The 20585-nt window shown below is 71.1% G+C and carries 22 protein-coding genes; 9 read left to right on the top strand and 13 right to left on the bottom strand.

The window, feature by feature from the left end:
* Positions 1 to 8 precede the first annotated feature (8 nt).
* The 6 genes from KOI35_RS01180 to KOI35_RS01155 form a co-directional block, all read right to left on the bottom strand.
* Positions 9 to 884, bottom strand: a complete 876-nt coding sequence (locus KOI35_RS01180) for an ATP-binding cassette domain-containing protein (RefSeq protein ID WP_215784099.1) — start codon at positions 882 to 884, stop codon at positions 9 to 11.
* The gene (locus KOI35_RS01175) at positions 881 to 1234 is read right to left on the bottom strand and encodes a GntR family transcriptional regulator (RefSeq protein WP_215784098.1); all 354 of its coding nucleotides are present in this window, start codon (positions 1232 to 1234) and stop codon (positions 881 to 883) included. The genes KOI35_RS01180 and KOI35_RS01175 overlap by 4 nt, the downstream gene beginning before the upstream one ends.
* A 197-nt stretch (positions 1235 to 1431) precedes the next feature.
* Positions 1432 to 1749, bottom strand: coding sequence for a hypothetical protein (locus KOI35_RS01170; RefSeq protein ID WP_215784097.1), 318 nt, complete (start codon positions 1747 to 1749; stop codon positions 1432 to 1434).
* A 53-nt stretch (positions 1750 to 1802) separates the two neighbouring features.
* Positions 1803 to 2906 carry a cystathionine gamma-lyase gene (locus KOI35_RS01165; RefSeq protein WP_215784096.1) on the bottom strand — a complete coding sequence of 368 codons (1104 nt, stop codon included), beginning with the start codon at positions 2904 to 2906 and terminating at the stop codon, positions 1803 to 1805.
* A complete protein-coding gene (locus KOI35_RS01160; RefSeq protein WP_215784095.1) occupies positions 2903 to 3898 on the bottom strand; it encodes an NAD(P)H-dependent glycerol-3-phosphate dehydrogenase in 996 nt (331 codons plus the stop codon). The genes KOI35_RS01165 and KOI35_RS01160 overlap by 4 nt, the downstream gene beginning before the upstream one ends.
* Positions 3898 to 4626: a lysophospholipid acyltransferase family protein gene (locus tag KOI35_RS01155; RefSeq protein ID WP_215784094.1), complete on the bottom strand. Its 729-nt coding sequence runs from the start codon at positions 4624 to 4626 to the stop codon at positions 3898 to 3900. The genes KOI35_RS01160 and KOI35_RS01155 overlap by 1 nt, the downstream gene beginning before the upstream one ends.
* A gap of 141 nt (positions 4627 to 4767) precedes the next feature.
* Between KOI35_RS01155 and cofC the strand changes: the two genes are divergently transcribed.
* Genes cofC through KOI35_RS01135 form a run of 4 tightly spaced genes read left to right on the top strand, consistent with a single transcriptional unit; the run spans position 4768 to position 8806 of the window.
* Positions 4768 to 5415 carry a 2-phospho-L-lactate guanylyltransferase gene (gene cofC, locus KOI35_RS01150; RefSeq protein ID WP_215784093.1) on the top strand — a complete coding sequence of 216 codons (648 nt, stop codon included), beginning with the start codon at positions 4768 to 4770 and terminating at the stop codon, positions 5413 to 5415.
* A 17-nt stretch (positions 5416 to 5432) separates the two neighbouring features.
* Positions 5433 to 5630: a cold-shock protein gene (locus tag KOI35_RS01145; RefSeq protein WP_215784092.1), complete on the top strand. Its 198-nt coding sequence runs from the start codon at positions 5433 to 5435 to the stop codon at positions 5628 to 5630.
* Between the two features lie 55 nt (positions 5631 to 5685).
* The gene (locus tag KOI35_RS01140) at positions 5686 to 7935 is read left to right on the top strand and encodes an RNA degradosome polyphosphate kinase (protein ID WP_215784091.1); all 2250 of its coding nucleotides are present in this window, start codon (positions 5686 to 5688) and stop codon (positions 7933 to 7935) included.
* 1 nt (position 7936) lies between these two features.
* Entirely contained in the window at positions 7937 to 8806 is an 870-nt protein-coding gene (locus tag KOI35_RS01135; protein WP_215784090.1) for an NUDIX hydrolase, read from the top strand.
* On the opposite strand, the gene KOI35_RS01130 is transcribed toward KOI35_RS01135, so the two are convergent.
* The 4 genes from KOI35_RS01130 to leuC form a co-directional block, all read right to left on the bottom strand.
* Positions 8763 to 9194 (bottom strand): hypothetical protein, encoded by a 432-nt coding sequence (locus tag KOI35_RS01130; RefSeq protein ID WP_215784089.1) that lies wholly within the window; start codon positions 9192 to 9194, stop codon positions 8763 to 8765. The two genes, KOI35_RS01135 and KOI35_RS01130, sit on opposite strands and share 44 nt — an antisense overlap.
* A 105-nt stretch (positions 9195 to 9299) precedes the next feature.
* Positions 9300 to 10148, bottom strand: a complete 849-nt coding sequence (locus KOI35_RS01125; protein WP_215784088.1) for an HU family DNA-binding protein — start codon at positions 10146 to 10148, stop codon at positions 9300 to 9302.
* 188 nt (positions 10149 to 10336) lie between these two features.
* Positions 10337 to 10924 (bottom strand): 3-isopropylmalate dehydratase small subunit, encoded by a 588-nt coding sequence (gene leuD / locus KOI35_RS01120; RefSeq protein ID WP_215784087.1) that lies wholly within the window; start codon positions 10922 to 10924, stop codon positions 10337 to 10339.
* Between the two features lie 18 nt (positions 10925 to 10942).
* A complete protein-coding gene (gene leuC / locus KOI35_RS01115) occupies positions 10943 to 12382 on the bottom strand; it encodes a 3-isopropylmalate dehydratase large subunit (protein WP_215784086.1) in 1440 nt (479 codons plus the stop codon).
* A 49-nt stretch (positions 12383 to 12431) separates the two neighbouring features.
* Between leuC and KOI35_RS01110 the strand changes: the two genes are divergently transcribed.
* The 5 genes from KOI35_RS01110 to KOI35_RS01090 are packed head-to-tail and all read left to right on the top strand — an operon-like array spanning position 12432 to position 18433.
* Positions 12432 to 13118: an IclR family transcriptional regulator gene (locus tag KOI35_RS01110; protein ID WP_023561932.1), complete on the top strand. Its 687-nt coding sequence runs from the start codon at positions 12432 to 12434 to the stop codon at positions 13116 to 13118.
* A gap of 30 nt (positions 13119 to 13148) precedes the next feature.
* Positions 13149 to 16034, top strand: a complete 2886-nt coding sequence (locus KOI35_RS48710; RefSeq protein WP_215784085.1) for a helix-turn-helix transcriptional regulator — start codon at positions 13149 to 13151, stop codon at positions 16032 to 16034.
* On the top strand, positions 15958 to 16920 hold the full coding sequence (locus KOI35_RS01100) for an alpha/beta fold hydrolase (protein WP_438870583.1): 963 nt from the start codon (positions 15958 to 15960) through the stop codon (positions 16918 to 16920). Before KOI35_RS48710 ends, KOI35_RS01100 begins: the two co-directional genes overlap by 77 nt.
* The gene (locus KOI35_RS01095) at positions 16917 to 17705 is read left to right on the top strand and encodes an alpha/beta hydrolase (RefSeq protein WP_215784083.1); all 789 of its coding nucleotides are present in this window, start codon (positions 16917 to 16919) and stop codon (positions 17703 to 17705) included. Before KOI35_RS01100 ends, KOI35_RS01095 begins: the two co-directional genes overlap by 4 nt.
* Entirely contained in the window at positions 17702 to 18433 is a 732-nt protein-coding gene (locus tag KOI35_RS01090) for an MBL fold metallo-hydrolase (RefSeq protein ID WP_215784082.1), read from the top strand. Before KOI35_RS01095 ends, KOI35_RS01090 begins: the two co-directional genes overlap by 4 nt.
* On the opposite strand, the gene KOI35_RS01085 is transcribed toward KOI35_RS01090, so the two are convergent.
* From KOI35_RS01085 to KOI35_RS01075, 3 genes are read right to left on the bottom strand one after another with little or no spacing between them, the layout of a single operon-like run.
* The gene (locus KOI35_RS01085; protein ID WP_215784081.1) at positions 18402 to 19598 is read right to left on the bottom strand and encodes an RNA polymerase sigma factor; all 1197 of its coding nucleotides are present in this window, start codon (positions 19596 to 19598) and stop codon (positions 18402 to 18404) included. The two genes, KOI35_RS01090 and KOI35_RS01085, sit on opposite strands and share 32 nt — an antisense overlap.
* Positions 19595 to 19957, bottom strand: coding sequence for a YciI family protein (locus KOI35_RS01080; RefSeq protein ID WP_215784080.1), 363 nt, complete (start codon positions 19955 to 19957; stop codon positions 19595 to 19597). Before KOI35_RS01080 ends, KOI35_RS01085 begins: the two co-directional genes overlap by 4 nt.
* The gene (locus tag KOI35_RS01075) at positions 19954 to 20559 is read right to left on the bottom strand and encodes a DUF998 domain-containing protein (RefSeq protein WP_215784079.1); all 606 of its coding nucleotides are present in this window, start codon (positions 20557 to 20559) and stop codon (positions 19954 to 19956) included. Before KOI35_RS01075 ends, KOI35_RS01080 begins: the two co-directional genes overlap by 4 nt.
* Positions 20560 to 20585: the final 26 nt, after the last annotated feature.

Genomic DNA, 20585 nt, shown 5'->3' with positions numbered 1-20585 from the left:
AGCCGCGCTCATCGGGTCGCCTCCAACGGCTGCGAGGTCAGGTGGACGAACAGGTCCTGCAGGCCGAGCGGGCCGAAGGCCAGGCCGTCGCGCTCGCCGCGGGCGATCTCGTCCGGGTCGAGCGGACCGTCGAGCGTCAGGGCCCGTACGCCGGCCAGGCTCTGCTCGCCGAGCACGGTGTGCCCGTGGGCGAAGGCAGTGACCCGCTCGGCCGGCCCGGTCACGGTGACGCCCCGGCCGCGCAGGGCGTCGGTCTCGTCGTGCAGCAGGATCCGGCCGCGGTCCATGATGATGATCCGCTCGAACAGCTCGGCCACCTCCTCGATGAGGTGGGTGGAGAGGATGATCGTGCGCGGGTGGGCCAGGTAGTCGGCGAGCAGCTCGCGGTAGAAGAGCGTGCGGGCCACCGCGTCCATGCCCAGGTAGGGCTCGTCGAGAATGGTCAGCGGCGCCCGGGTCGCCAGCCCGAGGATCACCCCGAGCACCGAACGCTGCCCGCGGGACAGGGCCGAGATGCGCTTGCGGGTGTCGAGCTGCAGCACGTCGGCCAGCTTCCCGGCGTATTCGGCGTCCCAGCCCGGCCGTAGCGACTCGGTCAGGCAGAACGCGGCCGAGACCCGATAGCCGTCCTGCACGTCCAGGGTGTCGCGGATGAAGCTGGTGCGGCGCGCGATCCGCGGGTTCTCGAAGGCCTCCTCGCCGTCCACGAGCACCGTGCCGGTGGTCGGCTTGCGGTAGCACGCGAGCGCGCTGAGCAGGCTGGTCTTGCCCGAACCGTTGCGCCCGAGCAGGCCGTAGATGGTGTCGGCGGGCAGGGTGAGATCGACGTCGTCGACCGCGACCGTGCGCCCATAGCGAATCGTGACGCCGCGCACCTCGATCATGGCCGGCTCCCCAGATAGCTCGTGATCTCGTCGACGCCGATCCCGACGCGCTTGGCCTCGTCGAGCATCGGCTCGACCACGTCGGTGAAGAACCGTTGCCGCCGCTCGGCCCGCAGCTTGGCCGGCGCGTCCGGGCTGACGAACATGCCGATGCCGCGCCGTTTGTAGAGCACGCCCTCGTCGACCAGCTGGGCGAACCCCTTGGCCGCGGTGGCCGGGTTGATGCGATAGAAGGCCGCGTACTGGTTGGTGGACATGACCTGGTCGTCCTCCTTGAGAGCCCCGCTCAGGACGTCGTTCTTGATGCCGTCGGCGATCTGCAGATAGATCGGGCTGCGGTCGTCGAACACCCGAGCCTCCCTACTGCAGTGGTTCATTACTCATGTAACGAACCATAGAGCCGCTGTGGGTTCTCTCGCAAGACCTGTGGACAACTCCGTTTGCCCTCGGCGGCGCCTGTGGACGACGCGCCGACCAGCGCCGATCTTGGCGTAGCGTGGACGTGAGGGTGGGGGTCCCCCGGTCGGGTGGGCCGTGTCAGCAGCAGTTACGCGGCGAACGTCTGGGGCAGCACGCCGGCGTCCCAGAGGCCGTCCAGATGCTCGAGAAAGCCGACCAGGCTCCGCTCGAGCCCACGCCGCTCGGCGAGCGACAGCGTGGCCAGCGGATCGCTGAAGACCAGCCCGTCCGGATGCTTGGCCCGGGTGCCGACGAACTTGCGGCACGACGAGCACCACACGTAGCTGACCAGGGTGGGCCGGCGGGCGTTCTCCGGAGCGTTGAAGTAGGCCCGCAACGACGTCGCACCGCAGGCGGGGCACTCGCGCTCACCGGGGTCGGCGAAGAAGCTCGACCCCTGCGTCATGGCGGCTACCTGGTCACCGGAAAAACAGTCCCAACTCACCCGAAAACCGTAGATCAGGCCTGGTCGAGGGCGGCCGTCAGGTCGGCCAGCAGGTCCACCGTGTCTTCGATGCCGCACGACAGGCGGACAAAGCCGGGCGACGTGTCGTCACCCCACTGGGCGCGCCGGTCGGCCGTCGTGTGCACGCCGCCGAACGAAGTGGCCGCGAAGACGAGCGAAGCGGCGGTCAGGAAACGGGCCACCCGCTGGGCGTCGCCGAGGTCGAACGAGACGATGCCGGGGATGCGCCGCATCTGCTTGGAGGCCACCGCGTACGAGGGGTCGGAAGGCAGACCGGGCCACCGTACGCCGGACACGTCCTCGCGCCCGGCGAGCAGCTCGGCGACGGCCGCCGCGTTGCCGGTCTGCCGGGCCAGGCGCAGGTCGAGCGTGGCGATCGAGCGGTGGGCCAGCCACGCGTCGAAGGCACCGGGGATCGCGCCGGTGTGCTTGCGCCACGTCTCGATCTTGCCCAGCAGCTCGGCGTCGGTGGCCGCCACGTAGCCCAGGAGCACGTCGGAGTGGCCGGTCAGGGCCTTGGTGCCGGAGGCGACCACGACGTCGGCGCCGAGCGCGAGCGGAGTCTGCCCCAGCGGCGTGGCGGTGGTGTTGTCGACCGCGACCAGAGCGCCGGCCGCGTGGGCGGTGGCGGCCACCTCGGCGATGTCGCACACGTCGAGGCCCGGGTTGGCCGGGGTCTCGAGCAGCACCAGCCGGACGCCGGTGAAATCGGGGTAGGGGCCCGCGGTCGGCACCAGGACCGTCCGTACGCCGAGGTCGCGAAGGGTGCTCTCGGCGAAGCTGCGGACCGTGAAGTAACCGTCGGAGGGCAGGGCCACCGTGTCGCCCGTGCGGAGCGTGGAGAGCAGCAGAGCGGTGATCGCGGCCTGCCCGCTCGCGAAGGTCAGCGCCCGGCCGCCCTCGAGCTCGCCGATCGCCCCCTCGAGCCGGCGCCGGGTCGGGTTGTCGGGGCGGCCGTAGCCGTTGTCGCCGGTCTGCCCGTCGGCCGGGTCGAGATGGTAAGGAGCGGCGAACACCGGACCGGGCAGGAACGGATCGCCGACGGCGGCCTCGGGCAGTCCCGCGTGCACGACCCGTGTGCCGTCTGAATAACTCACTCGGACTTCATCTCCCGACCCATCAACAGCTTCACCGCGACCCGCGGGTCGACGCCCTCGTGGCACACCCGCTCGACCTGCTCGGTGATCGGCACCTCGACCCCGTGGGCCCGGGCCAGGTCGCGGATCGCCAGGCAGCTCTTCACGCCCTCGGCGGTCTGCCGGGCCGCGGCCTGCGCCTCCTCCAGAGTCTTACCCAGGCCGAGCTGCTCGCCGAAGGTGCGGTTGCGCGACAGTGGCGACGAACACGTGGCGACCAGGTCGCCCAGACCGGCCAGACCGGCGAAGGTGAGCGGGTCGGCGCCGAGCGCGACCCCGAGCCGGGCCGTCTCGGCCAGCCCGCGGGTGATCAGCGACGCCTTGGTGTTGTCGCCCAGGCCCATCGCCGCGGCCATGCCGTAGGCCAGGGCGATCACGTTCTTGACGGCACCGCCGAGCTCGCAGCCGATCACGTCTTGCGTCGTGTAGGGACGCATGTAGGGCAGCGCCAGGGCGTGCTGAACGGCCCGGCACCGGTCGTGGTCGGTGCCCGCCACCACGGTCGCGGCGGGCTGCTCGTCGGCGATCTCGGGGGCCAGGTTGGGACCTGAGACCACCACCACGCGGTCGGGATCGACGCGTGCGGTCTCGACGATGACCTGGCTCATCCGCTTGGTGGTGCCGAGCTCGATGCCCTTCATCAGCGAGATGAGGGTGGAATCGGGCTCGAACGCGCCGGCCCACTCGGCCAGGTTGCCGCGCAGCGTCTGGGACGGCACGGCGATGGCGACCAGTTCGGCGCCGGCCACCGCCTCGGCGACGTCGCTGGTGGCGGTGATCCGCTCGGGCAGCTTGCGGCCGGGCAGGGCGCCCTCGTTGAGATGGTTGTCCCGGATCGAGGCGGCCACGGCCTCGCGCCGGGCCCAGATGGTGACGTCGGCGCCCGCCTCGGCCAGCATCTTGGCGAAAGCCGTGCCCCAGGCGCCGGCGCCGAGTACCGCCGCGCGAGGCATCAGGCGTCCCCGGCTTTCGTGCTCGGCTTGCGGGGGCGGTCATAGCGGGCGGCGGGCGGGGTCTCGCCGCGCACCTCGCCGAGCAGGACGCTGATGTCGTGCATGATGGCCTCGGTCATCTCGTCCAGCACGGACCGGGTCGGGGTGGCGCCCTGCCACTTGCTCAGGTCGACCGGCTTGCCGGCGGTGACGGTCACCGGCGTACGGGGACGGAATCGCAGTTTGCTCGTCCGCGGGTCGAAGATGTTCTCGGCTCCCCAGTTCGCCACCGGCACCACCGGAGCCCCGGTGACCAGGGCCAGCCGGGCCGCGCCGGTCTTGCCGCGCATCGGCCACAGATCGGGCTCGCGGGTGGTCGTGCCCTCCGGATAGATGATCACGACACCGCCCTGGTCGAGGGCCTCGATCAGCACGTCGAGCGACTTCACCGCCTCTACGCTGCCTCGTTCGACCGGGATCTGCTGGACCTTGCGGAGAAAACCGCCCAGCACCGGCACCCGCCAGAGGCTGGCCTTGCCCAGGAAACGTGGCCACCGGCCGGATCCGAAGATGTAGTAGCCGACGACCAGCGGATCGAAGTGCGACACGTGGTTGGGGGCGATGATCACGCCGCCCGTACGCGGGATGTTCTCCTGGTTGAGCCAGGTGCGCCTGGTCCAGACATGCAGCACCGGGATCACCAATGCCGCCGCGAAACGCCGCCAGAACCCGAGCCTGCGGTGTGCCACGGCCCCTCCTGCCTGCAATGCCTGCCCCTGTCGGTCGGCGTGTCCCCGCCGATCCGTGTTACCTGCGACGAAATCATGCCTGCTCGAAGCCTGCGGTACCAGGTAGGGGTCCTTACCGGGGTCGCTGGCAGACTTGTGCAGATGGCGAGTGACTGGGTGGCGGTGATGCCGGTCAAGCGGCTGACCGCCGCGAAGAGCCGGCTGCGGGGCGCGGTGCCGGCGGCCCGGCACGCCGACCTCGCGCTGGCGATGGTGCGAGACACGGCGACCGCGGTGCTGGCCGCCGCGACGGTGACCGAGCTGCTGGTGGTGACCGACGACCAGGTGGCCGCGGCCGCGGTGGCCGCGCTGGGCGCCCGGGTGGTGCCCGACCGGCCGGATGCGGGACTCAACGAGGCGATGCGGTACGGCGCCGACGAGGTGGCCGGTTTGAGCCGGTATCGCGCCGTGCTGGCCGGCGATCTGCCCGCGCTGCGGCCCGGGCAGCTCGACGCGGCGCTGGCCGCGGCCGGGCCCGGTCGCGGTTTTGTGGCCGACGCCGCCGGCAGTGGCACCGTGCTGCTCGCGGCGCCGGCCGGCGAGCCGCTCGACCCGCGGTTCGGGCTCGGCTCGGCGGCGGCCCACGCGGCCTCCGGCGCCCGCCCGCTGGAGGGCGACTGGCCCGGCCTGCGGCAGGACGTCGACACCCCGGCCGACCTGGCCACCGTGCTCGCGCTGGGGGCCGGCGAACACACCTGCGCGCTTCTGCGTGACCTAGGGCTCAAGGTGGCCTGCGTCTCGGCGGCGTGACCGGTAGCGTCATCGCCATGCAGGGCACCATCGCCACCTTCGACCAGGCCTCGCGGAGCGGCACGCTGCTGCTCGACGACGGCACTGAGCTGGCCTTCCAGGCCCCCGCCTTCGACGCCTCGGGGCTGCGCAAACTCCGTCTCGGGCAGCGGGTCGACATCGACGCCGACGACGCGGGAAGTGTCCGCCAGGTGAGAATTCCGGGCATCGCCTGACAGATAGCCGGGTTTGTTCGTTTCACGTTCCGAAGAAACCGGCAATGATGGCCTGATGCACACCTCGCCCCGGACCCCCGAATCCCGCCGGCGTGGCCCGAACGGCCGCTTTCTTCCCCGTACGACCCTGACCGAGCCGGCGCCCGTGGGCGAGAACGTGGTAGCCGCACCGGACGATCCGACACCGACGGAGCAAGTGGTGACCACCGAAACACCGACCATCGAACGGCCCGACCTCGAACTGCCGGAGGACCGCTTCCTCAACCGGGAGTTGTCCTGGCTCGACTTCAACGCGCGGGTGCTGACCCTCGCCGAGGACCCGGAGACGCCGCTGCTCGAGCGGGCCAAGTTCCTGGCCATCTTCTCGAGCAACCTGGACGAGTTCTACATGGTGCGGGTGGCCGGGCTGAAGCGGCGGCTGAACGCGGGCCTGCCGATGCGCGGCGGTGACCGCTCCTCGCTGCGCAACCAGCTCGAGATGATCTCGCAGCGCACGGCCGACCTGGTGACCCGGCACTCGGCCTGCTTCTCCGACGAGGTACGCCCCAAGCTGCGCGCCGAGGGCATCGAGATCGTGAAGTGGGCCGATCTCGACGACGGCGAGCGGGAACGGCAGCGCACCTACTTCCGCGAGCAGGTCTTCCCGGTGCTGACCCCGCTCGCGGTCGACCCGGCGCACCCGTTCCCCTACATCTCCAACCGGTCGCTCAACCTCGCGGTCGTGCTCAAGGACCCGGACGACGCCGGCGGCGAACTGTTCGCCCGCATCAAGGTGCCGAACAACGTGCCGCGCTTCGTGACCGTGCAGAACGACAGCCGGGCGGCGCGCTTCCTGCCCGTCGAGGAACTCATCGCGGTCCACCTCGACCAGCTGTTCCCGGGCATGGAACTGCAGGAGTGGCACGTGTTCCGGGTCACCCGCAACGCCGAGCTCGAGGTCGACGAGGACCGCGACGAAGACCTGCTGCAGGCGCTCGAGCGCGAGCTGGCCCAGCGCCGGTTCGGCCCGCCGGTCCGGCTCGAGGTGGCCGCCTCGATCAGTGACCACGTGCTCGACCTGCTGGTGCGCGAGCTCGACGTCACCGGGGCGGACGTGCAGCGCGTACCGGGGCTGCTCGACATGTCGGCCCTCTGGCAGGTGTTCGGCGAGTGCGACCGCGACGACCTCAAGGACCGCCCGTTCGTGCCGGCCACCCATCCGCAGCTGGCCGACGGGGAGGTGCCGCGCAGCGTCTTCAACCGGCTGCGCGAGAGCGACATCCTGGTCCACCACCCCTATCACTCGTTCTCGACCAGCGTGCAGCGCTTCATCGAGCAGGCGGCGGCTGACCCGGACGTCCTGGCCATCAAGCAGACCCTCTACCGCACCTCGGGCGACTCCCCGATCGTCGACGCCCTGGTCGACGCGGCCGCGGCCGGCAAGCAGGTGGTGGTGCTGGTCGAGGTGAAGGCCCGCTTCGACGAGGTGGCCAACATCGCCTGGGCGCGGACCCTGGAACGCGCCGGCTGCCACGTCGTCTACGGCCTCGTGGGCCTCAAGACGCACTGCAAGACCGCGCTGGTGGTGCGGCAGGAGGGCAACCAGATCCGCCGCTACTGCCACATCGGCACCGGCAACTACCACCCCAAGACCGCCCGCCTGTACGAGGACTTCGGCATGCTCACGGCCGATCCCGAGGTCGGCGCCGACGTCACCGATCTGTTCAACGTGCTCACCGGCTACAGCCGTCAGCGCTCGTACCGCCGGCTGCTGGTGGCGCCGCACGGCGTGCGCGCCGGTCTGATCGAGCGGATCGAGGAGCAGGCCCGCATCGCCCGCGAGGGCGGCGACGCGCTGGTGCAGATCAAGGTGAACTCGCTGGTCGACGAGGAGACGATCGACGCGCTCTACCAGGCCTCCTACGACGGCGTGCAGATCGATCTGATCATCCGCGGGATGTGCGCGCTGCGCCCCGGTGTGCCCGGGCTGTCGGAGAACATCCGGGTGCGCTCGATCGTCGGCCGGTTCCTGGAGCACTCGCGGGTGTTCCGGTTCGGCGCGGGCGACGACGCCGAATACTGGATCGGCTCGGCCGACATGATGCACCGCAACCTCGACCGCCGGGTCGAGGCGCTGGTGCGGGTGACCCTGCCGACCGCCCGCGAGGAACTGCGCTACGTGCTCGATCTGTCGATGAGCGACGGCACCGAGGGCTTCGACCTGGCCGGTGACGGCACCTGGCACCGGCACCCGGCCAACCTCACCGAGCCCCACCTGCACCTGCAGGAGGCCCTGCTGCGCCGGGTGATCGGCAAGGCGTCCTGAGATGAGCGACACCATCCGCGCGGCGGGTGCCGTGCTGGTGCGGGGCGGCGAGGTCTGTCTCGTGCATCGGCCCCGCTACGACGACTGGGCGCTGCCCAAGGGCAAGCTCGACCACGACGAGCACCCGCTGATCGGGGCCGCCCGCGAGGTGCTGGAAGAGACCGGATGGACCGGCCGCGCCCGGCTCGCACTGCCGCAGGTGTCCTACGCCTTCGACGGCCACTTCAAGACGGTCGACTACTGGCTGATGGAGACGGTCGGCGAGGGCGGCCCGGTGCAGGACACCGACGAGGTCGACGAGATCGCGTGGCTGTCGTTCGACGAGGCGGCCGCGCGGCTCACCTACGACGACGAGCGCGCCGTGCTGCGCCACGTGGCCGAGCTGCCGCCGATCACCTCGGTCGTGGTGCTGGTGCGGCACGCGCACGCCGGGGAGCGGAAGAAGTGGAGCGGCAACGACGCGCTGCGCCCGATCGACGAACTGGGCGAGGAGCAGGCGGCGCGGTTCGCCGAGATCTGCGGGCCGATCGGCCCCGAGCGTCTCGTCACCGCGACGCCGTTGCGCTGCAAGCAGACCCTGGAGCCGCTGGCCGAGGCGCGCGGTGGTCTGCCGATCGTGGTGGACGGGGCGTTCGCCGAGCCGGCCGAGGCCGACGACGCCCCGGCCAAGGCCAAACTGGCCGCCCAGCGCCTGCTCGAGCTGCGCGACGGCCCGGGCCTGCCGGCCGTCTGCAGCCAGGGCAAAATCATCCCGCATCTGCTGGCCGCCCTGCGCGACGAGTCCGATCCGGAGCCCTACAAGACGCCCAAGGGCTCGGCCTGGCTGCTCACCTGGAGCGGCGACTCGCTGCTGGAGCCGACGCGGCTCTAGGCGCCCCGACGGGCACCGGATCGGCGCGCCAGTAACCGATCAGGTCACCGGTGAGCCACCGGGCCCGCCACAGCTCGTCCTCCCGTGGTTCCCAGTCGCGGAACGGCAGCAGGGCCACCCGCCAGCCGAGCACGCAGACCAGATACCAGTTGTAGAGCGGGATCAGGCCGAGCCAGGCGTCCCGGGTCCGATAGGACGCCCGGGGCGCCAGCACGCGGACGGCACCGGCCGCCCACACGCACGTGACGAACCAGTCGAGCAGTTCCGAGCCGGTCCACCGCTCGGCCAGCGACCCGAACGTCCAGCCCGGCACCACCGCGGCGGCGAACACCAGAGTGGCGATCAGCGACCGGCTGACCAGCCCCCGGGGCATCGCTCTGCGCTCCATGCCCCGGACGGTAGGCCCCGCAACGCATTCCGCGCCCGCACACACGAAAGGCGTCCACCGTTAGGGTGGACGCCTTATCGGCCGTACATGACGCAATCCGCGAAATCAGCGGGACTTGCGCGCCGTACCAGTGGCGCGAGCCCGAGCCGGAGTCGCGGCCGCGGCCGCCGTGGTGGTCTTACGGGCGGTCGTCTTCTTGGCCGCCGCCGTCTTGGTGGCGGTGCTCTTGGCCGGGGCAGCCTTGGTGGCGGCCGTCTTCTTGGCCGCGGTCGCCTTGGTCGCCGTGGCCTTGGTAGCCGTCGTGGCCTTGGCCGCGGTGGCCTTGGTCGCGGTCGACTTGGCCGGGGCGGCCTTGGTGGCGGTCTTCTTGGCCGCCGTCGCCTTGGTGGCGGTCGTGGCCTTGGTCGCCGTCGACTTGGCCGGGGTCGCCTTGGTGGCGGCGGTCTTCTTGGCCGCCGTCGCCTTGGTCGCCGTCGACTTGGCCGGGGCGGCCTTGGTGGCGGCCGTCTTCTTGGCCGCCGTCGCCTTGGTGGCGGTCGCCTTGGTGGCGGTGGCCTTGGTGGCCGGAGCCGCCTTGGTCGCCGCCGCCTTCGTGGCGGTGGCCTTGGTGGCCGTGGCCTTGGTGGCGGTGGCCTTCGTAGCCGTCGCCTTCTTGGCCGGCGCCGCCGCCTTGGCGACCTTTCCGCTCGCGACCATCTCGCGGAAAGCAGTGCCGGGCTTGAAGGCCGGCACGGAGGTTTTCTTCACTTTCACCGGCTCGCCAGTGCGCGGATTACGGGCGGTCCGCGCATTGCGTGCCCGCTTCTCGAAGACGCCGAAGCCGGTGATAGCAACCCGATCGCCCTTGGTGACAGCACCCTGCACCTCGGCGATGACCGCGTCGAGTGCCGCTGTCGCGGACTTGCGGTCTCCCAATCGGGCTGCGAGCGCCTCGATGAGCTCGGCCTTGTTCACGATTTTCCTCCCAAACGTGAGAACTGAGCCTCACTGGCCCAATGCGAGCCATTCTGCGCGCACCGTATGCCCTCTGACCAGCAGACACAAACATTAGTGTCATAAAAAACCCTTGCGTTACAACGAATTCGCCCCCGCCGGGGATGCGGCGGGGGCGAAAAAGCGTGCTCTGACTAGGGTTTTCGCGCTCAGGCGGTAACCGGTTTGAAGGTTGGACGGTTTTTCTCGAACGTGGAGATGGTTTCGGCGTGGCGCAGCGTCAGTCCGATGTCGTCGAGGCCCTCCATGAGGCGCCAGCGGCTGAAATCGTCGATCGGGAACGACCAGGAAGCATCGTCGGCCACGACCCGGCGGGCCTCGAGGTCCACGGTGATCTGCTTATCGGGCTCGCTCTCGCCCAGATCCCAGAGCGCCTCGACCGCCTTCTGGTCGAGCTGGACGGGCAGCAGCCCTTCCTTGAGCGCGTTTCCCCGGAAAATGTCGCCGAAGCGGGCCGCGATGACCACCTTGAACCCCCAGTCGCGCAGCGCCCAGACGGCGTGCTGACGCGAGGATCCGGTGCCGAAATTGGGGCCGGCGACCAGAATGGTGGCCCCGGCGTGGGCCGGGTTATGAAGCACGAATCCGGGGTCCTCGCGCCAGGCGCTGAACAGACCGTCCTCGAATCCGGTGCGGGTGACCCGCTTCAGATAGACGGCCGGAATGATCTGATCCGTGTCTACATCAGATCGGCGCAGCGGCATCACTTTGCCGCTGTGGGTGACGAACTTGTCCATCTGGAGTAACTCCTGGCTCTACAGATCGGCGGGGGCGGCCAGCTTGCCGACCACGGCGGTGGCGGCGGCGACCTGAGGCGAGACCAGGTGCGTACGCCCGCCCTTGCCCTGCCGGCCCTCGAAGTTGCGGTTGGAGGTCGAGGCCGCGCGCTGGCCCGGGCTGAGCGTGTCCGGGTTCATGCCCAGGCACATGGAACAGCCCGCGAAACGCCACTCGGCGCCCGCCTCGGTGAAGATCTTGTCGAGTCCCTCGGCCTCGGCCGCCTCGCGCACCTTGTACGAACCGGGGACGATCATCATGCGGACGTCGTCGTGGACCTTGTGACCGCGGATGATGTCGGCCGCGGCGCGCAGGTCCTCCAGGCGCCCGTTGGTGCAGGAGCCGACGAAGACCACGTCGACCGGGACGTCCTTGAACGGCGTGCCGGGCGCGAGGTCCATGTACTCCAGCGCGCGCCGGGCGGCGCTGCGGTCGGTCTCCTCGATGAACTCGTCGGGGTCCGGCACCACGCTGTCGAGCGGCGCGCCCTGGCCCGGGTTGGTGCCCCAGGTGATGAACGGGCTGATCGCCGCGGCGTCCAGGATGATCTCGGTGTCGTACTCCGCGTCCTCGTCGGTGACGAGCGTCTTCCAGTACGCGACGGCGGCGTCCCACTCCTCGCCCTTGGGCGCGTTCTCGCGGCCCTCGAGGTAGGTGAACGTGGTCTCGTCGGGCGCGATCATGCCCGCCTTGGCGCCCCACTCGATACTCATGTTGCAGATGGTCATCCGGCCCTCCATGGAGAGCTTGCGGATGGCCTCGCCCCGGTATTCGACGATGTGGCCGTTGCCGCCGCCGGTGCCGGTCTGGGTGATCAGCGCCAGGATCAGGTCCTTGGCACTGACGCCGGGCCGCAGCTCACCGACGACCGTGACGGCCATCGTCCTAGGCTTCGACTGCGGCAGCGTCTGGGTGGCCAGCACGTGCTCGACCTCGCTGGTGCCGATGCCGAACGCGAGCGCCCCGAAGGCGCCGTGCGTGGCCGTGTGCGAGTCACCGCACACGATCGTCATGCCGGGCTGGGTCAGGCCCAGCTGCGGCCCGATCACGTGCACGATGCCCTGATTGACGTCGCCCAGCGGGCGGATCTGAACACCGAACTCGGCACAGTTCTTGCGCAGCGTCTCGATCTGCGTCCGCGAGGTGGTGTCGGCGATCGTGAAAAGCTCGCCGCGCTTGGTGTTGAAGGCCGGGTCGGCGTAGCCGGTCGGCGTGTTGTGGTCCTCGGTCGCGAGCGTGAGATCGGTGCGTCGAACCGGGCGGCCGGCCATGCGCAGGCCGTCGAAGGCCTGCGGGCTGGTCACCTCGTGCAACAGGTGCAGGTCGATGTAGAGCAGATCAGGCTCACCCTCGGCAGCACGCACGACATGGTCGTCCCAGACCTTTTCGGCCAGGGTCCTCGGAGTGACTCCCACCATCTGGACATCCTAAATTCTGGGAGGTATGTTTCGGCTTGTGGGACACAGTATGAGCGGTGTCGGCGTTCTCGACAAGGCGGTAGTCATCCTCGCGGCGTGTGTCGACGGCGCCAGCCTGGCCGAGCTCGTCGACCGAACGAAGCTTCCGCGGGCAACCGCACATCGCCTGGCCCAGGCCTTGGAGATCCACCGGATGCTGGTGCGTGACACCCAGGGCCGGTGGCGCCCGGGCCCGCGCCTGGGCGAGCTCGCCAACGCCGCGCCGGACGTGCTGCTGACCGCGGCCGAGCCCCTGCTTTCCGCATTGCGGGACGCGACCGGAGAGAGCGCGCAGCTCTACTTGCGCCGTGCCGACGAGCGTATCTGTGTCGCCGCGGCCGAGCGCGCGAGCGGTCTGCGCGACACCGTGCCGGTCGGCTCGGTGCTGCCCATGGTGGCCGGTTCGGCCGCCCAGATCCTGCTCGCCTGGGAACCGCCCGAGGCGGTCATGCCGCTGCTGCCCCGTTGCAAGTTCACCGGCCGCACGCTGGCCGAGGTGCGCCGCCGCGGCTGGGCCCAGAGTGTCGCCGAGCGCGAGCCCGGTGTGGCGAGTGTCTCGGCTCCGATCCGCGACCGGACGGGCCGGGTGATCGCCTCGATTTCGATAAGCGGTCCGATCGAGCGCCTCGGCCGCCGTCCGGGCGAGCGGCACGCGATGGCCGTGGTGCGGGCCGGACAGCGACTTTCGGGTCTGTAGGCCGGGCTGCGTGATCGATAGAGTCGCCGCGTGCGACTCTTCGGTCGGGAGGCGGAGCGGGCCGCGCTCGACGCGTTGCTGTCCGCGGCGCGATCCGGGCGCAGCGCAGGCCTCGTGCTGCGCGGCGAGGCGGGCGTCGGCAAGACCGCCCTTTTGCGGTACGCCGAAAGCCGTGCCACAAACGCATTGTGGATCAGCGGCGTCGAGCCCGAGAGCGATTTCCCGTACGCCGCGTTGCACCGTCTCCTGATTCCGCTGCTGGACTTCCGTTCCCGCCTGCCCGAGGCACAACGGGCGGCGCTCGAGGTGGCGTGCGGCCTCGCCGACGGCCCGCCGCCCGACCTCTATCTGGTCAGCCTGGCCGCTTTGACCCTGCTCGCCGGTCCCCGCCGCCGCCCGGCCGATTCCGGATCCCGGCCCGGCCCGCGTGAGGGCGGCTCCCGGCACGACCCGGGCGATTTTGGCGGCCGGGAGCGTCCGGACGGCATGGCGGCCGCCGGAATGCGGCTGTGCGTCGTGGACGATGCCCAATGGCTCGATCAGGAGTCGTTGCGGGCCCTCGCCTTCGTCGCTCGCCGGCTGCACGCCGAGGGGGTGGTGCTGCTGTTCGGTCTGCGCGTCGAGGGCGATCCCGGCGGCGATCCCGGACTGCTCGCGGGCGTGCCGGCGCGGGAGATCGGCGGCCTGGCCCCGGATGCGGCGGTGGCACTTCTCACCCACGTGGTCGACACCACGGTCGACCGGGCCCGGGCCGAGCACATCGCCCGCGCCACCGGCGGCAATCCGCTCGCCCTGACCGATCTGGCCCAGGAGCTCACCGCGGATCAGCTCGGCGGAAGCGTCGCCCTGCCCGAGCCGGCGCCGATCGGCAGCCGTCTCGAGGCGCACTACGCCGCCCGGATCGCCGGCTATCCCGCGGCCACCCGCACATGGCTGTTGCTGGCGGCGGCCAACGCGGGCGGCCCCGGCGACCGGCTCACCGAGGCGGCCCGCTCGCTCGGAGTGGCTCCGGGCGATGCCGCCCCGGCCGAGGCCGACCGGATGCTCACCGGCTCACCACCGTCGGCCTTCCGGCATCCGCTGATGCGCTCGGCGGTCTACGGCGGCGCCGCCCCGGCCGACCGGCGGGCCGCGCACCGTGCGCTGTCCGCCATCACCACGGCCGAGGCCGACGCCGACCACCGGGCCTGGCACCTCGCGGCGGCCGCGGACGGGCCGGACGAGACGACCGCGGCCGAGCTCGAGAGGCGAGCCGACCGCGCCGGGGCCCGGGGTGGCCACACGGCCCGGGCCACGTTCCTGACCCGCGCGGCCGAGCTGACCCCCGATCCGGGCCAACGGGCCGCCCGGCAGGTGCGGGCGGCCGAGGCGTCGCTGGCGGCGGGTGCCTACGCCCGGGCCCTGCTGCTCCTCGACGGCGTGGACGAAAGCACGCTGCCCGGCCCGGTGCGCGGCAGCGCCCTGATGACGCGGTCGCTGGCCGAGGTGAACACCGGCACCCCGGACGGGCAGCGCCTGGGCGCGGCCCGCTGTCTCGCGGCGGCACAGGCCTTCGGCGACGACCGGGCCCGGGCCCGGCGGGCCGTCGTGCAGGCGATCGAACTGGCCCGCAGCGCCGAGCACCTGTCCGCGGTGAGCGAGCCCGAGATCGCGGCCGAGGCGGCTCGCCTGACCGCCGGTGACCGGCCTCCCGCCGAGCCGGAGACGCGGGCCGCCAAGGGCGAGCCGGGCGGGTTGGACGGGCTGATTCTGGCCGGGTACGCCGCGTTCACGGTCGACGGTTACGACGGCGGGCTTTCCGCCGTACGGCGGGCTCTGGACGCGATCCTCGACCCGGGGCTGAGTGACGACGCGTTGCTCGCGCGCATGGTGGTCGGCGTCAACTTCGCGACGCTGCTGTGGGACGACGCCGGCAAGATCGGGCTGTTGCGGCGAGCCGAGACGGCGGCCCGCCGCACCGGCGCCCTGCACTCCCTCGACCTCGTGCACTACCTGGGCGCGATGACCTGGTCGCTGCTGGGCGAGCTCAACGAGGCCGACCGGCACGACGCGGCCGGCCTGCGGCTCCGGGCCGCGCTCGGCATGACCGACGAACAGGCGCAGGTGTGGCGCCATCCGGAACTGGCGACCTGGCGGACCGAACCAGGTCTGCGCGAGTCGGTCGGGGCCGCGCTCGGCGTCTTCGAGATGCTCAACCTCGGCGGCCTGCATGCCTGGACCCGGCTCAGCCTGGGCGTGCTGGACAACGCCGAGGGCCAGTACGCGTCGGCCCGCGACACCCTGAGCGGCCTGGTCGAACTGGGCCGGCCGCACCGCTACGCATACGCGCTGCCCGATCTGGTCGAGGCCGCCCTGCGCTCGGGCGACCGGCGCACGGCGAAGCTGGCCGCGGCCGACCTCGCCGTGGTGGCGAACGCCTGCGGGACGCCGCGCGTGCTCGGGGTGCTCGAACGGTCCCGGGCGCTGCTGACCACCTCGGACGAGGCCGAGGACCACTACCGGCAGGCGATCGGGCACCTGACGGGCGAAGTCAGCCACGGTGACACGGCCCGGGCGCATCTGCTCTACGGCGAGTGGCTGCGCCGGCAACGTCGTCGGCGGGACGCCCGCGAGCAGCTCGGGACGGCGCTCGAGATGTTCGAATCCGTACGGGCGGAAGTCTTTGCCGAGCGCACGCGCAAGGAGTTGCGGGCGCTGGGCGGGACGGTGCTGCATCCCGTACGGGAAAGAAACGAAACGGCCCTGACCCCGCAGGAGGCCGCCGTGGCCCGCCTGGCCCGGGACGGTGGCACCAATGCCGAGATCGCGGCCAATCTGTTCCTGAGCCCCAACACCGTCGATTACCACCTGCGCAAGGTCTATCGGAAGCTGGGCGTCCGCTCCCGCCGGCAGCTTCGCGACGGTCTGCACGACTGACTACGCGGTATGCGTGATTCGCGGGTGGACACGCTCCCAGCAGGATCGGCGCATGGCCTTTGTGCGAACCGCCGACGGGGCGGAGATCTACTACAAGGACTGGGGTAGCGGGCGTCCGGTCGTGCTGAGCCACGGCTGGCCGCTCAACTCGGACAGCTGGGAGGCGCAGCAGCTCTTCCTGGCGAGCAACGGATATCGGGCGATCGCGCACGACCGCCGCGGACACGGCCGCTCCACGCAGACGTGGGACGGCAATGAGATGGACACGTACGCCGACGATCTGGCCGCCGTGGTCGAGGCGCTCGACCTGCGCGAGATCACGCTGGTCGGCTTCTCGACCGGGGGCGGCGAGGTGGCCCGCTATGTGGGGCGGCACGGCACGTCCCGGGTCGCGCAGGTGGTGCTGGTGTCGGCGGTGCCACCGTTCATGACCCGTACCCCGGACAACCCGGGTGGGCTGCCGATCGACGTGTTCGACGGGATCCGGGCCGGGTCGCTGGCCGATCGCTCGCAGCAGTACCACGATCTGGCCGACGGACCGTTCTTCGGCAACAACCGCCCGGGCGCCGACGTCTCGGCCGGGATCCGCGAGGCGTTCTGGCGACAGGGCCTGCAGGCGGGGCACCGGAACGCGTACGAGTGCATCGCGGCCTTCTCCGGCACCGATTTCCGCGCCGATCTGGACGCGATCGACGTGCCCGCGCTCGTCATCCACGGCGACGACGACCAGGTGGTGCCGTTCGCCGTCGGCGGGCAGGCGTCGGCCGCCCGGATCAAGAACGCGCGTCTGACGGTCTATCCGGGCGCCCCGCACGGCATCACCGACACCCACAAAGAGCAGCTCGGATCCGATCTTCTGGCCTTTCTGAAGGAGTACGACGCATGAGCACGATCGTTCTCGTCCACGGCCTCTGGGTGACCCCGCGCAGCTGGGAGCACTGGATCTCCTACTACGAGGCCAAGGGCCACACGGTGATCGCCCCGGCCTACCCCGGTTTCGAGGTGGAGGTCGAGGCGCTGCGGGCCGACACCACCCCGATCGCGGCGGTCACCGTGCCCGAGACCATCGCCCATCTCGAAAAGGTCATCACCGGGCTGCCCGAGAAGCCGATCATCATGGGCCACTCGTTCGGCGGCACGCTGACCCAGCTGCTGCTCGACCGCGGGCACGGCGCGGCCGGCGTGGTCATCGACTCGGCTCCGACCGAGGGCATCTACGTCAACCCGCCGTCGCAGTTGAAGTCGCTGTTCCCGATCCTCAACAACCCGGCCAAACGGCACCAGGCGGCCGGGTTCACGCCTTCGCAGTGGCACTACGCCTTCACGAACACCCTCTCCGAGGCCGATTCGCTCGCGGCCTACGAGCGCTACGCGATCCCGGCCCCCGGGTCCTGGGTGTGGGCGTACGGCCTGATCGCCAACTTCAAGCCGGGCAAGCAGGAGACCTGGGTCGACTTCAAGAACCCGGACCGGGCGCCGCTGCTGTTCATCGCGGGCGGGGCCGACCACATCATGCCGCCGTCGGTGAACAAGTCGAACGCCGAGCACTACAAGGGCGTACCGGCCGAATACTTCGAGTTCCCCGGTCGTTCGCACTGGACCTGCGCCGAGCCGGGCTGGGAACAGGTGGCCGACAAGGCCCTCGACTGGGCTCTCGCGCACGCACGATGATCCTCACGCACATCGGCGGTCCGACCACCCTGCTCGAACTGGGTGAGACGCGGTTGCTCGTGGATCCGACCTTCGACGCCCCCGGCCGGCGCTATGCGTTCGGCTGGGGGACGTCGTCCCGCAAGACCGCGGGGCCGGCCGTACCGGTGCCGGCGCTGGGCCGGCTCGACGGTGTGCTGCTCACCCACGACCAGCACGCCGACAACCTGGACGACGCCGGGCGGGCGCTGCTCTCCACGGTTCCGGTCGTGGTGACCACCCCGGCCGGTGCTCGGCGGCTGGACTGCACGGGCCTGGCGCCGTGGCAGACCACCACGATCGGCGACGTCGAGATCACCGCCACGCCGTCGCGGCACGGGCCGGCCTGGAGCGTGCCGATCGTCGGGCCCACAACGGGTTTCGCACTGCGGGCGGCGGGTTCCACCATCTGGATCTCGGGCGACACGGTGCTGTTCCCGGGCGTGCTCGAGGTGGCCTCCCGGTTCACCATCGACACGGCGATCCTGCACCTCGGCAAGGTGCAATTCGGTCTCACCGGTCCGGCCCGTTTCACGATGACCGGACGTGACGCAGTCGCGCTGACCGACCGTATCCGGCCCCGGCGCATCGTGCCGGTGCACTACGAGGGCTGGTCCCACTTCCACGAGGGGCGGGCCGAGATCGACGCCGCCTTCCCACCCGGCGCACTCACCTGGCTCACGCCGGGGGTGCCGGCGGATCTGCCGTGAGCCTCTCGGCCCGGCCCAGCAGATAACGCCGCTCCACCGTGTTGGCGGTCATCCCTGCCGCCGCACGGTAGAGCCGGGCCGCTTCCGCACGCGCGCCGGTCCGCTCCAGCAGATGCGCGCGGACGGTCCGTTCGCGTTGCCGGGTCAGCGGATCGTCCGGCCAATCCCGCAGCAGCGCCAGCCCGCGCTCAGGTCCGAACGCCTGCGCCACCGCCACGACACGGCTCAGCCGCACGGGCGCCGTCGGGCTGACGGCCTCGAGCCCCTCATAGAGTGCGGCGATCTGCGGCCAGTCCGTCCCGCCCGCCGTTTCCGCCGCCGCGTGCACGGCCGCGATGGCCGCCTGAATCCGGTACGGGCCCGCGTCCGGCTCGGCCCACACGCTGTCCAGCAGTGCGGTGCCCTCCTGGATGAGCCGCCGATCCCACAGTGACCGGTCCTGTTCTTCCAAAGGCACAAGACGACCTTCTTTTCCCGTACGGGCGGGTCTGCGCGCCTCGGTCAGCAACATCAGAGCGAGCAGCCCGGTCGTCTCGGTGTCCGGCTCCTCGATCAGGCGGGTGAGCCGGATCGCCTCGTGGGCCAGATCGACCCGGTCCAGATTCTCCCCGCTGGTGGCGACGTAGCCCTCGTTGAAGATCAGATAGAGCACCCGCAGCACGTTCTCGTTCCGCTCGGCGGGTTCGCTGAAGCGCGCCCCGGCCCGGATCAGTTGCTGCTTGGCCCGGCTGATCCGGGCGCTCATCGCGTTCTCGCCGATCCCGTACGCGTGGGCGATCTCGGCGGTGGTGAGCCCGCCCACGGCCCGCAGGGTGAGGGCCACCTGAGCCGCAGGCGAAAGCACCGGATGGCAGCAGAGCCGCAGCAAGGTCACGCTGTCGTCCACCCCGGACACCGGCGCCGCGGGCGGGGCGGTCACGGCCTCGTACTCGCGACGGCGGCGGGCCTGTTCCGATCGCAACAGGTCGACCAGCCGCCGGTAGCCGACCCGGATCAGCCAGCTCCGCGGATCGGCCGGTACCCCGCCGACCGGCCACTGCCGGCTCGCCGCGAGCAGGGCCTCCTGCACCGCGTCCTCGGCCAGGTCGAAGTGCCCGAACCGGCGGACCAGCGCGCCGAGAACCTGCGGCGCCTCGCTGCGCAGCAGGTCTTCGACTCCACTCACCGCGGAACGTCCCCGCCCATCACCGGCCGGATCTCGATCGGCTCGCCCAGGATCGCCACGATCCGGCCGACGATCTCGACCGCACGCTCGTGACTCGCACAGTCGATCACCGCGAAGCTGGCCAGCACCTCCTTGAGCTCGGCGAACGGCCCGTCGGTGGCGACAACTCCGCGCTCGGTGCGGCGCACGGTGGTGCTGACGGCGGGATGACCGAGCCCCTCGCTGGTGACGAACTCGCCGGTCTCGATCAGCTCCTGCTGGAACTTCTGGTAGACCGCGAAGGCCTCGTACGCCTCGTCCGACGCGGTCTCCGCATCCCAGGCGGCGAGCGGCGTGTAGGCCAGCAGCAGATATTTCAACGGACGCTCCTTCGGGACGCGGACCGGGCGATCGCGGTGGTCCAGCCGAACGAGACCAGCCCGGTCAGCGCGAGCTGGACGCTCGCGTGGTCGGGCGACATCGGCAGCAGCAGCACCACCGCCACGATCCCACTGAGGACGGCCGCCACGCGGTCCCGGCGCCGGATCGAGCGAATGGTGTGCACGACGCACGCCACCGCCAGTGCCGTGAACGCCAGCACCGCCGCGGCCGCGTGCACTGACATGGTGGCCGCCCCTTCGCTCATGGTGGCCGCCCCTTCGCTCATGGCGTCGGGCCCTTCGCTCATGGCGTCGGGCTTGAACAGTCCCGCCACGACCAGCCCCGCCCCGAACAGCCCGACGAAGACGGTCAGAGTCCGCCGCTCGAGGCCCGCAGCCAGGGCCACTACGGCGAGCCCAGTCAGCACGAAGGTGGCCGACTGGATCCACCCGAGTTCACCGATCGCGAGCTGGCTGATCGGTTGCCGCCGCAGGTCGAATCCGTCCCTGGTCAGCATCTGAGCCACCACCGAGACAACAAAGAACGGCCCGGCCCACATGCCGGCGGTCAGCAGCGCGCCGCGGCCGATTCGGCTGGTCATGACTTCCTCCCCGAGGTTCGATTGCT

This window comes from Paractinoplanes bogorensis (assembly GCF_018829635.1).
GTDB classification, from domain to species: Bacteria; Actinomycetota; Actinomycetes; order Mycobacteriales; family Micromonosporaceae; genus Actinoplanes; species Actinoplanes bogorensis.
This window is presented reverse-complemented; position numbering and strand designations above follow the sequence as displayed.

What these genes read in the sequence shown, in the direction of transcription:
- KOI35_RS01180 (WP_215784099.1), bottom strand. Translation starts at nt 884, where the DNA reads ATGATCGAGGTGCGCGGCGTCACGATTCGCTATGGGCGCACGGTCGCG.
- KOI35_RS01170 (WP_215784097.1), bottom strand. Translation starts at nt 1,749, where the DNA reads ATGACGCAGGGGTCGAGCTTCTTCGCCGACCCCGGTGAGCGCGAGTGC.
- KOI35_RS01160 (WP_215784095.1), bottom strand. Translation starts at nt 3,898, where the DNA reads ATGCCTCGCGCGGCGGTACTCGGCGCCGGCGCCTGGGGCACGGCTTTC.
- cofC (WP_215784093.1), top strand. Translation starts at nt 4,768, where the DNA reads ATGGCGAGTGACTGGGTGGCGGTGATGCCGGTCAAGCGGCTGACCGCC.
- KOI35_RS01145 (WP_215784092.1), top strand. Translation starts at nt 5,433, where the DNA reads ATGCAGGGCACCATCGCCACCTTCGACCAGGCCTCGCGGAGCGGCACG.
- KOI35_RS01140 (WP_215784091.1), top strand. Translation starts at nt 5,686, where the DNA reads ATGCACACCTCGCCCCGGACCCCCGAATCCCGCCGGCGTGGCCCGAAC.
- KOI35_RS01135 (WP_215784090.1), top strand. Translation starts at nt 7,937, where the DNA reads ATGAGCGACACCATCCGCGCGGCGGGTGCCGTGCTGGTGCGGGGCGGC.
- KOI35_RS01130 (WP_215784089.1), bottom strand. Translation starts at nt 9,194, where the DNA reads ATGGAGCGCAGAGCGATGCCCCGGGGGCTGGTCAGCCGGTCGCTGATC.
- leuD (WP_215784087.1), bottom strand. Translation starts at nt 10,924, where the DNA reads ATGGACAAGTTCGTCACCCACAGCGGCAAAGTGATGCCGCTGCGCCGA.
- leuC (WP_215784086.1), bottom strand. Translation starts at nt 12,382, where the DNA reads ATGGTGGGAGTCACTCCGAGGACCCTGGCCGAAAAGGTCTGGGACGAC.
- KOI35_RS01110 (WP_023561932.1), top strand. Translation starts at nt 12,432, where the DNA reads ATGAGCGGTGTCGGCGTTCTCGACAAGGCGGTAGTCATCCTCGCGGCG.
- KOI35_RS01095 (WP_215784083.1), top strand. Translation starts at nt 16,917, where the DNA reads ATGAGCACGATCGTTCTCGTCCACGGCCTCTGGGTGACCCCGCGCAGC.
- KOI35_RS01090 (WP_215784082.1), top strand. Translation starts at nt 17,702, where the DNA reads ATGATCCTCACGCACATCGGCGGTCCGACCACCCTGCTCGAACTGGGT.
- KOI35_RS01075 (WP_215784079.1), bottom strand. Translation starts at nt 20,559, where the DNA reads ATGACCAGCCGAATCGGCCGCGGCGCGCTGCTGACCGCCGGCATGTGG.